This window comes from Oceanispirochaeta sp. M1 (genome assembly GCF_003346715.1).
Lineage (GTDB): Bacteria > Spirochaetota > Spirochaetia > DSM-2461 > DSM-2461 > Oceanispirochaeta.
This window is the reverse complement of record NZ_QQPQ01000007.1, coordinates 159,926-172,245: the sequence shown is the minus strand read 5'-3', so window position 1 is coordinate 172,245 and position 12,320 is coordinate 159,926. Positions and strand designations below refer to the sequence as shown.

Here is a 12,320-nt window from a genome sequence, read left to right as displayed (position 1 = left end):
ACGTTTCAGCCGCAGCCCTTACAGCTTTTACAGGCGTCATGACATTCCTTAAACTCCTGCACCCCTTGGGGGGTCATTTTATTCTGAATGACAGGAAGTTCTCCCTGTCCCTTGAATTTTCTGACCAGGATATTGACTCCCATTCCGGCGCACAGTCCCAGAACTCCCGATAGAAATAGAAAGGCCTCTTTCTGAAAAACAAAAGTAGACAGTCCATAAAAACCCAGGAAGCCAATCAAGGGTAGCATAAATATCATAAAAGCCGCTTTGATGGAGGCCTTGGGATCAACAAGAATCTCGACCATATCCCCCTTAAGAAGAAAAAGATTCTCAGGATTTTCAGCAGGGAAAGTCCTCTCCTTAACCTTCCAGAAAGAGCGTGATGTCTGAGACTTTTCAGCCTTGGGATTTGGGTATCTTACCAGGACAGTATTATCCGCCTGTATTTCTTCAACGATTGTCGGTTGTATCATCTGGTCTCTCCAAACAGGGTATTCTTAAAGTTTCTATACTCAGGGCTTTACCCTGATCATCAATATCCAGCAGAACTCCCTGCAGTTCTAACTGATCCCAGGCATCCTGGGATCTCTCTGGAATCTGGTTTATAAATTTTCTTATCTCCACATCAGAGGCAAGGCCTCCGACGGAGTTAAGACTGCCGGTGCGTCCTGCATCGGTAATCATGGCCGTACCTTTTTCCATCAGGCATGCATCGGCGGTCAGGGCTTTTGTCCCCGTACCGATCATGGCACTCACTGTTCCATCCACCACATAGGAAAGGGTTTGCCTCTCGGCTGTAGTTGTGGCATGAAAGTTCACGATTATATTGGGAGTTGTCTCCTTCACCCTCTTAATCAGATCGGGTACATAGGAAAAAGGATTTGAGAGATGAACTCTCTGATATCCTGACTGTCCCAGAAGATTGATTACTGCAATTTTCTGATCTCCCACATTATAGATGCCCCATCCTCTTCCGGGGCTTCCGGGGGGATAGTTGGCCGGTCTGAGTAGAAAAGAGGCTTTAGGGATAAAACTGACCATGTCTTTTTTATAAAAGACACACTCTCCGGATGATATTGCATCAATTCCCAGCTTCTTCAAGTACAGAGAATGATTTTTCCCCATACCGAATCCACCGGTAACCCCGTTACCGTTTGCAATGACGAAATCGATCTCTTTTTCTTTCTTGAGTCCGGCAAGGAGTTTCTTAACAGTAAAAACTCCGGCTTTGCTGACTATTTCTCCGATGAACAGGACTTTCATGCTCCTAATATATATAAATATTGAGATGAAAACAATTCCAAAAGGGATGTATTAAAAAGATAATTTTAAGCTTTTCCCGGCTGATATTGACAAATAAAACAAGCCTCTCTATACTACCTTCACGTCTGCCTGGATGGTGAAATTGGTAGACACGCTAGTTTCAGGGACTAGTGCTCGCAAGGGCGTGGAGGTTCGAGTCCTCTTCCAGGCACAAATAAAAGCTTCAATGACCTTCAGGTCGTTGAAGCTTTTTTTATTTCTACGAGAAAAGTAGACTCGAAGCGGAGATCGTGCCCGAATACCTGGAGGGCAAATGGAGACGGGACTTTCAATAATGATCTTATAGATTTTTTCTTATCCTGATTTTTTTGAGCAGGAATTTCTTAGAATCAGCCGAGGTTCAATTACAGAATGATGATCTTCGATCTGTTTGTTCAAGTAATCCACCATTATCTCGGCTCCCCGACGCCCCTGCTCTTCTGCTTTAAGATCTACAGTCGTTAATGAAGGAATCAGATAATCACCAAAAGCTATGTTGTCAATTCCTGCAACTGAAATATCTTCTGGGATTTTTAAGCCCTGATTATGGGCTTCATTTATAAATCCAATGGCGACCAGGTCATTAAAACATAACACTGCCGTAGGCATATTATCCAATTTCAGAAACCTGGACAGGGCGATTCGCCCATCTTCAGCACTGAAACCGGAACTTCCAATATGCCATTCTTCAGAAAATACGAGGCCATTCTTTTCAAGGCCGATCCTCATGGACTGTAAGCGTTCAGCACTTGGGTCGATCCCCTCAACTCCGCCAATAAAGCCAATGTCTGTGTGCCCCAAAGAAACAAAATAATCCATCATCTGAATGATTCCCGCCTCCTCATTGGTCTTAACACTTGGACAGTCTATCCATGGCATATGTGTATTGATTGAAACGATGGGAGTAGTCGAGATGATTGCCTTCAATTCTGACTCATACTCCCGGCGATGCTCTATATCCTGCAGACGACCTCCGGCAATCATAATGCCATCCACTTTCTTTTCCTGCATCTGCCTCAGATATTTCATCTCCAGATTATTGATGTGCCGGCTGTTATCGTTCAGAGTATTTCCCAGAAAAATTGAATAACCCAGTTCTGCCGCCCGCCTTTCAGCAGAGGTATAGAGCTTTGCATAATAGGGATGTTCAATATCGGGCTGGATAAATCCGAGTATTCTGGATTTGCCACTTGATAGATTCCGGGCCATTGAATTGGGTGTAAAATTATATTTCTCAATAAGAGCTTCCACTCTCACCCTTTTTTCGTTACTGACTTTCTGATGGCCCGTCAGGATTCTGGATACCGTGGCCGTAGACACACCAGCCTCTCTGGCTATCTCATAGATTGTTATACCCTCGCTACCATTTCCGGGCTTATCTTTAAACATATGAATATTTCACTCCTGATCACAGGCTCATGCCGCTTACATGATAATACTCAAAAAGCAATAACTTGTTTAGCACCCGATTCATTTCTCACTTCTACCACGGCATTCCGAGCTCCATGGATACTGCGAATATAGGCCTTAAGCCTGCCTCTGTATGTGGAACGCTGATGAGAATAATAAGGAGTAAGATCCTGGGGATCTCCCGATTCCAGTCCCATCAGGACGGCCCCCCCCTTTATTTGAACACTCAGCTTCTGATCCTGATGGTTAATGGGATTCCCCTGACTGTCTTGAAGACGGATGTCAATTTCTGCAAAGTCTTCCCCATCATAGTGAAGTTTCTTAAGAGGAGAATGAAGGTGAATGTTGATTTCATCATCAGAAGTTTTCAACTCATATCCATACTTATTCCCGTCTATATCCAAGGCCTCAGCTTTGATTGTTCCCTCTGTATAAGCAGTTGTCCATTCTGTATATCTGTCTTTATTTTCTCGGGGATTCTGAATGCCTTCAGACTTGCCGTTGATAAATAATTCCACCTGCTCACAATTGGAATATCCACGAATCACAACGGACTCACCCTCGGAGTAGTTCCAATGAAAGACCTCTCCGTCGTAAAGCTCTCTGTCAACTTTTTTCATTGTGGTCAGCATGACCATGGGATTGGGACTCCAGAGACTCTGACGGTAATAGTAGCTGGCCTTTTTATGCCCTCCGCAATCCAATATCCCCGCGGCGGAAATTCTGACCGGCCAGCCCTGAGCTTCTCCCAGAAAATCAATGCCTGTCCATAAAAACTGGGCACAGATTCGCGGGTTATTTTCCACTGCCTGCCAGGCTTCCAGATCTTTGCTGTTTTCACTTCCATAGACCACTCTGTCAGGCCATTTATCCGCTGCCTCGGAGTAACATTGCTCTTTGTAGTTGTATCCCACGATATCCAATGACTCGGACAGACCTGTAATATTGGATAATTCGGGAAAAGCCAGGGCCGCGGTAACAGGTCTGGTGCTATCGCATTCCTTCACAAGCTTTACCAGTCGTTTTGAGATTCTAACAAGATGTTCGGCATTCGGCTTATTGGGATCGTACATTCTCTCGATTTCAGGCTTGTTTTCATCATTATTCCCTGTCATCTGAGCGAATGAAGGATGACAATATGGATCATTGGGATAATCAATTTCATTTCCGATGCTCCAGAAAATGATGGACGTATGGTTGCGATCCCGTTTTACCATGTCCTGCAGATCTCTTTGATGCCACTCGGGAAAATCCTCATAATAGCCGAAGTGTCTGGGTGGATAGACATTATGCCCCTGCCACCATTTGTTTTTGACACCTTCCCACTCATCAAAAGCCTCATCCTGTACTAAAAATCCCATTTCATCACATAGATCCAGAAAATCCGGAGCCGGTGGATTATGACTGCATCTTATGGCATTGCAACCGGCATCCTTTAAATCTGCCAATCGCTTGGCCCATACTTTTTTCGGTACAGCAGCACCAAGACAACCGGCATCATGGTGGAGACAGACCCCCTTCATTTTCAGAGAGTCACCATTGAGAAAAAAACCTTTTTCCGGATCAAAATGGAAAAATCTGAAACCCATGTTCCCATCATAGCTGTCCAGAATCCTATCCGATTCTTTCAGCCTTACAGAAATAGTGTATAAGGCAGCATGATCAGGGGACCAGAGCTGCGGATTTTCAACAGACAGGCTGAGGGAATGGCTTATTTCATCATCAGCCCCTATTGTAAAGGGTGCGGACTCCACTTGAGCACAACTGAGACCATCAGAATCACTTAGAACAGCCTCAAGAGTCAGAGTCTTCTCCTTTGTCATATGATTAATCAGATCTGTTTCAACCTGAACCTGAGCCCTATGACGGCTCACATCAGGAGTTGTGACAAAAACACCATATTCTTTTAAATGCACTTGATCTGTCATTGTCAGATAAACATTCCGGTAGATTCCGGAACCCGTAAACCAGCGTGAATCGGCGCTGTCCTTATGATCGACCCGGACCGAGATTACATTATCAGAGGATCCGAAGTTTACAAAGTCAGTGATATCGTATGTGAAGCTGCTGTAGCCACTGGGCCTTTTATTCAAATAAGAACTGTTGCACCAGACCTGTGAGTGATTATAAACCCCCTCAAAGGTCACATATACCCGCTTATGACTGTACTCTTCGGGGAGAGTAAATCTCTTTCTGTACCAGCCGACACCGTTGGCCAGATAGCCGGTTCCGCTCGAATATTTCTGGTCAAAATCTTCTGTCACAGACCAGTCATGGGGGAGAGTGATTGTCTCCCATTGGCTGTCATCGATCCCTTTATAGCCGGGAAAAGGCTGATCATGACGTATAAATTTCCAGTCTCGGTTTATTTTTTCTTTTATGCGTCCCATTATTTTATACCTCACCCGAAGGATCTTTTCAGCCATATAGAAGGCTGTAGATCATCATTATATTTTTGACTCAATTTTTTTAATTTACATAAGTCCCCCCGGAGGGGGACAATTACTATTTTTTAAAGATTACTCTTCACAAAATTAATTGTTTTTTCCGTACTCACTGACCTGAGTCTGGAACTCATCCAGCAGGCGATCATGACCGGCTTTTTTAAGGGCGGATCTCAACTCTTCTACGGCTTCTGAAGGATCATCAACAGCTCCGAACATGATAGGAACAAGATACTGACTGATTACATCAGAAACAGCCGCTATTTCAGCCTCTACAGGAGTTTTATCCAGAATGAATTTGCTGTAGGGAAAGGGAGACTTGACGATTTTATCAAACTTTGCCCAGAGATCTTTGGTCCCGAGAAATTCCTGATCGCTGGGAATCTCAAATTTATCCACTCGACCACCCCAGAAGTTTGATTCGAAGAGATGGAGTTCTCTGTTATAGCCTTCGGGTTGGACACGGACACCATCGGCAATTTCATACTGAGAGCCTTCCACACCATAATTAACCAGCTGATAGAATGCTTTATTCTGTCTCAGCTGTTCATAGACCATGACTGATCTTTCGGGATTTTTAGATGTTCGGCCGACACTGGTTGCCCCATGAGTGATAGGCTCGGCCACCAGGTTGTCATTGGTATCACTGAAAGAATAGAACTGCAAATCACTTCCGGGGAATTTAGTGTCCATTTCTGTCCTGAAATATCTGTAGGTCTGTGTATGATGTTGATCACTGGCACTCTTACCGGCTCTCATGGCTTCCCGTGGATCTGTTGTATTATTCAGAGCGTCTTTACTCCAGAATCCCTTATCGGCCCAATCTTTCATCAAATAGGCAAAATCCACAAACATATCTGTATAGACCACTGATTCAAGGGTATAGGGATCATCAAAGCTCTTAGCCATGAAAATTTGATATTCCGTGGGCAGATTCACAAGAATACGGTCAGACTTGGACTGAAAATATCCATGCATGGTCCAGTCTTTGAAACTACCGGAAGCTGCGTAGGGAACTACATCGGGGTGATTCTGTTTAACAGCCATGAAATATTCATCCAGATCCTCATAAGATGCAATGGGATCAGTTATCCCTGCCTCTTTTGCAAAATCACCTCTGTACATAAAACCGTGATTAACATACTGGGTATAAGCATTTTCAGGAAAAGCAATAATCTTTCCATCATATCGGGCCTGATCCCAATCTCCGGCGGGGATTTCATCCCAGGTCTTGGGAGCATATTGTGGAAGCAGATCATCCAGGGGCAGAAAAGCACCTTTTTGAGCATTGGGCCACATATCCAGCCATGTGGATGAGGAATGAATCAGATCGACAGACTCACCTGAGGCAAGAATAAGGTTGTACTTGGTATACCAGTCAGCCCATTCAATCCAGCGGAGATTCATATGAGTATTGATCTCTTTTTTGAGTATTTTGTTCCACTCCTCCTCTGCAATTTTATCCATTCCATTGGTGGGAGGATTACCCATCACATGGTGAGTTACCTCAACAAATTTCGATGTGTCATCCACGGCGCTGTCCTGCTGGCCGCCGCCGAAAGCAAATCCTGAGATACATAGGGCAAGCAATATTGCCATCAATTTTTTGAGACTAATCATAAGTCCCTCCTTTAATTATTATCACTGACCTACGTCAATGTTGAACCCTGTGAATCAGCCTTTTACGGCTCCTATGGTTATCCCTTTGATAAAATATTTCTGAATAAAGGGATAAACGAGAACGATCGGACCTGTGGCAACCACTGCAGCCGCCAGTTTTAATGACTCGCTGGGAATATCCTGAGGGGGAATCCCCATCATGGCAGCACTGGTCTTCATGAAATCGGCCTGTGCAACCAGGTTATACAGAATCAGCTGAAGGGGACGGTATTTCACGTTGGGGCTTAAAAACAGCATGGAATAAAACCAGTCATTCCAATAGGCCAATGCGGTGAATAGACCGATAGACGCCATTGCCGGTTTAGACATGGGCATGATCAGCTTTAGGAATATTGTAAAATCACCCGCCCCGTCCATCTTGGCAGATTCAGTGATGGACTCCGGGATGGACCGGTTGAAATTTTTCATGAGAATGACAAGCCAGGGACTGAGTAACAGAGGCAGCAGAACAGCAAGGTAATTATCCTTCAATTGAAATGTATTCACCATGAGGATATAAAACGGGACGATTCCCGCCGAAAAAAGTGTTGTGAAATAGATATAGAATGAAATATGGTTGCGATAGGCAAAATCCTTTCTCACCAATGCATACCCGGTCATAGAGGTTATAAAAAGACCGATGATTGTTCCCACGGCTGTAAGTACAATGGTTACCATATAGGACCCGCCTATGATCATAGGGTTCTGCAGCACCAGTTTGTATGACTCAGTAGACCATTCCAGAGGTAACAGCCGATAACCATATTTTACAATGGTATGCTCTGCAGTCAAAGAACCGGTGACCATAATTATAAAGGGATAAAGACAGACAACAGAAAACAGAGATATAACAATGACAGATATAATCTTAAATATTACTGTGGAAAAATCTGTTTTGACCTTTCCAGAATTATTCATTAACAATGACATGTACGACTCCTAAAACAGGGCATAATCGGGTTCATAATGACGTACAACCCAGTTAGAAAACATTACCAGAGCAAATCCGAATATTGACTGATACAGACTTACCGCAGCCCCCATGGAAAAGTTGAAATTCACAAGAAGGGAACGGAATACATAGGTTTCAATGATATCTGTCAGGGGAAACAGACGGGCATTAGGACCGACGAGATTGTAGAAGAGCTGAAAATTACCCCTCATAATCTGTCCCAGAGCAAAAAGAAGCAGAATAATGAAGGTGGGTTTCAGGTTGGGAAGTGTGATACTCCGGACTCTCTGCCAGGCGTTGGCACCATCGATATGAGCCGCTTCATATATTTCGGGATTGATACCTGTAATGGCGGCAAAATAAACAATAGTGCTGTAACCTACACTCTTCCAGAGATTTACAAATACGATAATCCCCGGCCATAGCTCAGGCATTCCATAGACTGAAATCGGCTCCATACCCATTTTTTTAATGAATCCATTGAGAAGTCCAAAATCGTAACTCAGGATGTTGTACGCAAATACTCCAACAATAACAAAGGATATAAAATGGGGTAAAAGCATTATTGTTTGAGTGACTTTTTTAAACAGGCGGCTTTTTACTTCATTGAGCATAACCGCGATCATGATTGCAAAAAAATTACTGCTCAGGATAAACGCAAGATTATAAAGTACTGTGTTTCGGGTCAGCAGCCATAGTTTGCCGGATATAAATAGAAAACGGAAATTTTCTAAACCGACAAAGGGACTTTTAAACATTCCGTCAAAATAGTTATATCTGACGAAAGCAAGATATATCCCGGGCAGGGGTAAGTAATTGAAAACAAAGAAAAATAGGAGCGCCGGGGAACACATGAGCAGCAAAACGCGCCCGTTCTTCGTTTTTCTGCGTTTCTGGGCTTTCTCATTTTTTCTTTCTTCTGCCTTTCTTATTAAAGCAGTTGTACCGGACATAGAACCTCTCTTTAAGGAAGAATCATAATTATCTTGTATGGTTACTCAACTTATGTAACCGGTTTCAAAACAACCTAAAGACACTATGTAACCGGTTTCATGATCTGTCAAGAGAAATTTACAGAAAGGCCTTTGTAATGACAATTCAATATGAGAAAAGTAAATCACTCTTTGGAGTATCCTCATGATGCTCCAGGGAGTGATTTTAGTAACCGCATATTTATAGAACCGGCATGTTAGAACAACATTGATATTACTGCATTCTGTTTTGCCGGTAATTTATTGTTAGTACGGGGAATAAAACCTTATGATCTAAGATCCAGATTCTTCAGAACCCCAGCGGTCATTGTATTCACAGGGCAGACAGCACACCAGCTTTTCGGTTTGAAAAACAGAGACATAATCACCCCGATAACCGTTGAAGTAAGCATTATTGAATACAGCCTGTAAGAGAGATGCAGCAATGGATCGGAAACAGCTGCAATCTGAACCAGCTGAGGCAGACTCCAGGGGAATTCAAAGACAATCATAAAACGAACCTTATCAATTGGATCAATTATCCCTTGGGATACGGCATATGTGGATGCCATGATAAACATCAGATTCATACAGAAGTATGTTAGAACTCCTCTTTTAGCCTTGGCTCCCAGCAACCAGCGGGGTGCTTTATTTCCGGCACCGAATCGCTTCCCTATTCGGGAGAGTAAATCCGCCCGGGGACAGACCCCGCGACACCAGGTTTGTTTCCTGTCTTTGAAAACAAAAATAAAAGGCAAAGCCATACAAATCAGAGCCAGCATTGCCAGGGTGATATTTATAAAACCTGTAATAAAGTACAGAATTGTTATCAGAAAGAGGGCAGAAGAAGTCTTTTGAGATATCTTTGTTTTTATATATTCCATATTTGATATATACATCAAATATGCCACTCAGTCAAGAATCCTAAAATTAAAACCTTGCCTCCTGAGAATAACACCCTTATAATGATGGCCACACTATCACTTTGCCTTTCTGAATAATTGAAGATCTGAAACCTCACAAAAAAAGAGAGTTAAAAAAAACGATGACAAACGAAACCCGCAATCACTACTGCTTCGGTCTGGGAACAATCGGCAGAGACATGCAGTACACCATGATAACCATGTACCTGATCTACTTCCTGACAGATATCCTGCAGCTGCCTGACAGTACCATGTGGTGGGTAACAGGAGTAATCCTGTTCGCAAGAATTTTTGATGCCGTCAATGATCCCTTTATGGGAGTGCTTGTTGATAATACAAGCACTAAATGGGGTAAGTTCAAACCCTGGATCACAGCGGGAGCTCTGGGTTCCGGTTTTTTCACAATTATCCTATTCACTGATTTCGGATTCCGTGGAACTCCCTTTATCATTGTCTTTGCAATTGCCTACCTGTTCTTTGGAATTACTTTCACCATGAATGACATAGCCTATTGGTCTATGCTTCCTTCCCTGTCTATGGATCAGAAAGGACGTGAAAAAATAGGCTCCTTTGCAAAAATCTGTGCAAACATCGGATTGTTTGCGGTAGTAGCCGGTATTGTCCCCATAACAGAAGCTCTCAGTAAAACGACCGGCAACATGACAAAAGCGTATGGGATTCTCACCATGGGAATTGTTGTTATACTCATCCTGGGACAGTCCATTACCCTTTTCGGTGTAAAGGAAAACAGAACTCAATTCAAGAAAGAATCTAACACAACAATGAAGGACCTGGTTCACATCATCTTCGGAAATGACCAGCTTCTATTTACTACAATTGCCATGGTTCTTTTTATGATCGGCTATGTAACAACCACAAGTTTCGGTCTCTATTTTTTCAAGTATGCCTATGGAGATGAAGGGATGTATGCCCTTTTCGCCCTGGTTCTGGGTGTATCCCAGATTCTGGCACTGTCAGTCTTCCCCTTCTTTTCAAAACTGTACAGCAGAAGAACCCTTTATACAGCCGCGACGGCTCTGGTACTGCTGGGTTATCTGATCTTCTTCTTCAGTCCTATGAATATGATTTATATCGGTACTGCCGGAATCCTTCTCTTCCTTGGTCAGGCCTTTATTCAAATTCTTATGCTGATGTTCCTTGCTGACACCATTGAATACGGTCAATGGAAACTGGGCAGACGTAATGAAAGTGTTACTTTTGCCTTACAGCCCTTTATCAACAAGATGGGAGGAGCCGTTGGCGGTGGTATTGTGGGTGCTGTTGTTATACTTTCCGGAATAAATGAGGCTCAAAGCGCCGCAGATGTTACAAGTCAGGGGCTGTTGATGATGAAAATCGCGATGCTTGGCATCCCTCCCCTGCTAATTACAGCAGGATATCTGGTCTATAGAAAATGGTACAGGATTGATGCGGATTTCTATTCCACAATGGTTGAAGACCTTAAAAGAAGAGGTGATCTGATTCTGGAAACATGATCGCTTTCCTTGAATTCATTATCTGTGAATGGCCCAAAGATGACAGAATGACCGGCTGCGGCTGAAAAGGGAAAGAAGCTATATAGATAGGATCCCTCAAACAGGGAAGTCTATCTATATAAAGAAAAGGAAATCAGCTTTTATATCCCTTGGGATTATCACTCTGCCATTTCCAGGCGGAAGCGACCATTTCCTGCAGCCCTGATTCGGCTTTCCATTCCAGCTCTTTTTCTGCATAGGCAGGGTCACCGTAAACTGTGGCGATATCACCGGCCCGACGGGGTCCGAATTCCCAGGCAATAGCATGACCGCAGACATCTTCAAAAGCCTTGATCATTTCCAGAACAGAGAATCCCTTACCCGTACCCACATTATAGATGGACACGCCTTTATTAACTTTCAGTTTGTCCAGTGCTTTAACATGTGCTTTGGCCAGGTCCACAACATGTATATAGTCACGAACGCCTGTTCCGTCAGGAGTGGGCCAGTCATTTCCGAACACCATAACCTTTTCACGAACACCAGCGGCAACCTGAGAGACAAAGGGAAGAAGGTTGTTGGGGTACTCGGGATCTTCTCCGATCCGTCCTGAAGGGTGAGCTCCTACGGGATTGAAGTAACGGAGGATTGTAACGTCCCAGCCCTTGGCCTTGGCTGCATCGATTAGGATCTGCTCCATCATCAGTTTAGTCTGACCGTAGGGGTTGGTTGCATTCAGTCTGGCATCTTCTCTTACAGGAACCGATTCAGGATCTCCGTAAACTGTGGCGGATGAGGAGAAAACAAGCTGTTTTACTCCCTTTTCATCCATAACTTTATAGAGGTTCAAAGAACCTGTAATATTATTTTCATAGTACATCAGGGGTTTTTCAACAGATTCCCCTACAGCCTTGAGTGCAGCAAAATGAATGACTCCGCTTATTCCAGGCTCTTTATCGAAAACCTGTCTCAGAGCATCAATATCTTTAAGGTCCACTTCATACATTGGAAGTTTTTTCCCGCTCAGCTCTTCAACACGGCGTACAGCCTCCATGGATGAATTGCAGAAGTTATCCGCAAGGACGATATCATATCCTGCATCAAGCAGTTCCAGATTTGTGTGTGAGGCGATATAGCCGGCACCGCCGGTGATCAGAATTTTTCCCATTTGATACTCCTATTCT

General features: G+C 43.6%; 10 protein-coding genes and 1 tRNA gene. 2 read left to right on the top strand and 9 right to left on the bottom strand.

The window, feature by feature from the left end; translation table 11 throughout:
* Window positions 1–5: 5 nt before the first annotated feature.
* The gene (locus DV872_RS06780; RefSeq protein WP_114629097.1) at window positions 6–473 is read right to left on the bottom strand and encodes a SoxR reducing system RseC family protein; all 468 of its coding nucleotides are present in this window, start codon (window positions 471–473) and stop codon (window positions 6–8) included.
* Window positions 451–1,263: a TIGR00282 family metallophosphoesterase gene (locus DV872_RS06775; RefSeq protein ID WP_114629096.1), complete on the bottom strand. Its 813-nt coding sequence runs from the start codon at window positions 1,261–1,263 to the stop codon at window positions 451–453. Before DV872_RS06775 ends, DV872_RS06780 begins: the two co-directional genes overlap by 23 nt.
* A gap of 127 nt (window positions 1,264–1,390) precedes the next feature.
* Between DV872_RS06775 and DV872_RS06770 the strand changes: the two genes are divergently transcribed.
* A tRNA-Leu gene (locus DV872_RS06770) sits at window positions 1,391–1,474 on the top strand.
* 143 nt (window positions 1,475–1,617) lie between these two features.
* Here the strand turns inward: DV872_RS06770 and DV872_RS06765 are convergent.
* The 6 genes from DV872_RS06765 to DV872_RS06740 all read right to left on the bottom strand — a co-directional run bounded on the left by DV872_RS06765 (window position 1,618) and on the right by DV872_RS06740 (window position 9,622).
* Window positions 1,618–2,691, bottom strand: a complete 1,074-nt coding sequence (locus DV872_RS06765) for a LacI family DNA-binding transcriptional regulator (protein WP_114629095.1) — start codon at window positions 2,689–2,691, stop codon at window positions 1,618–1,620.
* 50 nt (window positions 2,692–2,741) lie between these two features.
* A complete protein-coding gene (locus tag DV872_RS06760) occupies window positions 2,742–5,138 on the bottom strand; it encodes a glycoside hydrolase family 2 TIM barrel-domain containing protein (RefSeq protein ID WP_114629094.1) in 2,397 nt (798 codons plus the stop codon).
* A gap of 108 nt (window positions 5,139–5,246) precedes the next feature.
* Window positions 5,247–6,776 (bottom strand): ABC transporter substrate-binding protein, encoded by a 1,530-nt coding sequence (locus DV872_RS06755; RefSeq protein ID WP_114629093.1) that lies wholly within the window; start codon window positions 6,774–6,776, stop codon window positions 5,247–5,249.
* Between the two features lie 54 nt (window positions 6,777–6,830).
* A complete protein-coding gene (locus DV872_RS06750; protein ID WP_199563443.1) occupies window positions 6,831–7,745 on the bottom strand; it encodes a carbohydrate ABC transporter permease in 915 nt (304 codons plus the stop codon).
* Window positions 7,746–7,754: 9 nt separating this feature from the next.
* Window positions 7,755–8,525, bottom strand: a complete 771-nt coding sequence (locus tag DV872_RS06745) for an ABC transporter permease subunit (protein ID WP_199563442.1) — start codon at window positions 8,523–8,525, stop codon at window positions 7,755–7,757.
* 500 nt (window positions 8,526–9,025) lie between these two features.
* Complete coding sequence (locus DV872_RS06740; RefSeq protein ID WP_147283115.1) at window positions 9,026–9,622, bottom strand: 4Fe-4S binding protein; 597 nt, start codon at window positions 9,620–9,622, stop codon at window positions 9,026–9,028.
* Window positions 9,623–9,783: 161 nt separating this feature from the next.
* On the opposite strand from DV872_RS06740, the gene DV872_RS06735 reads away from it, so the two are divergent.
* Window positions 9,784–11,157, top strand: coding sequence for a glycoside-pentoside-hexuronide (GPH):cation symporter (locus tag DV872_RS06735; protein WP_114629090.1), 1,374 nt, complete (start codon window positions 9,784–9,786; stop codon window positions 11,155–11,157).
* A 133-nt stretch (window positions 11,158–11,290) separates the two neighbouring features.
* On the opposite strand, the gene galE is transcribed toward DV872_RS06735, so the two are convergent.
* The gene (gene galE / locus DV872_RS06730; protein ID WP_114629089.1) at window positions 11,291–12,304 is read right to left on the bottom strand and encodes a UDP-glucose 4-epimerase GalE; all 1,014 of its coding nucleotides are present in this window, start codon (window positions 12,302–12,304) and stop codon (window positions 11,291–11,293) included.
* Between the last annotated feature and the right edge of the window lie 16 nt (window positions 12,305–12,320).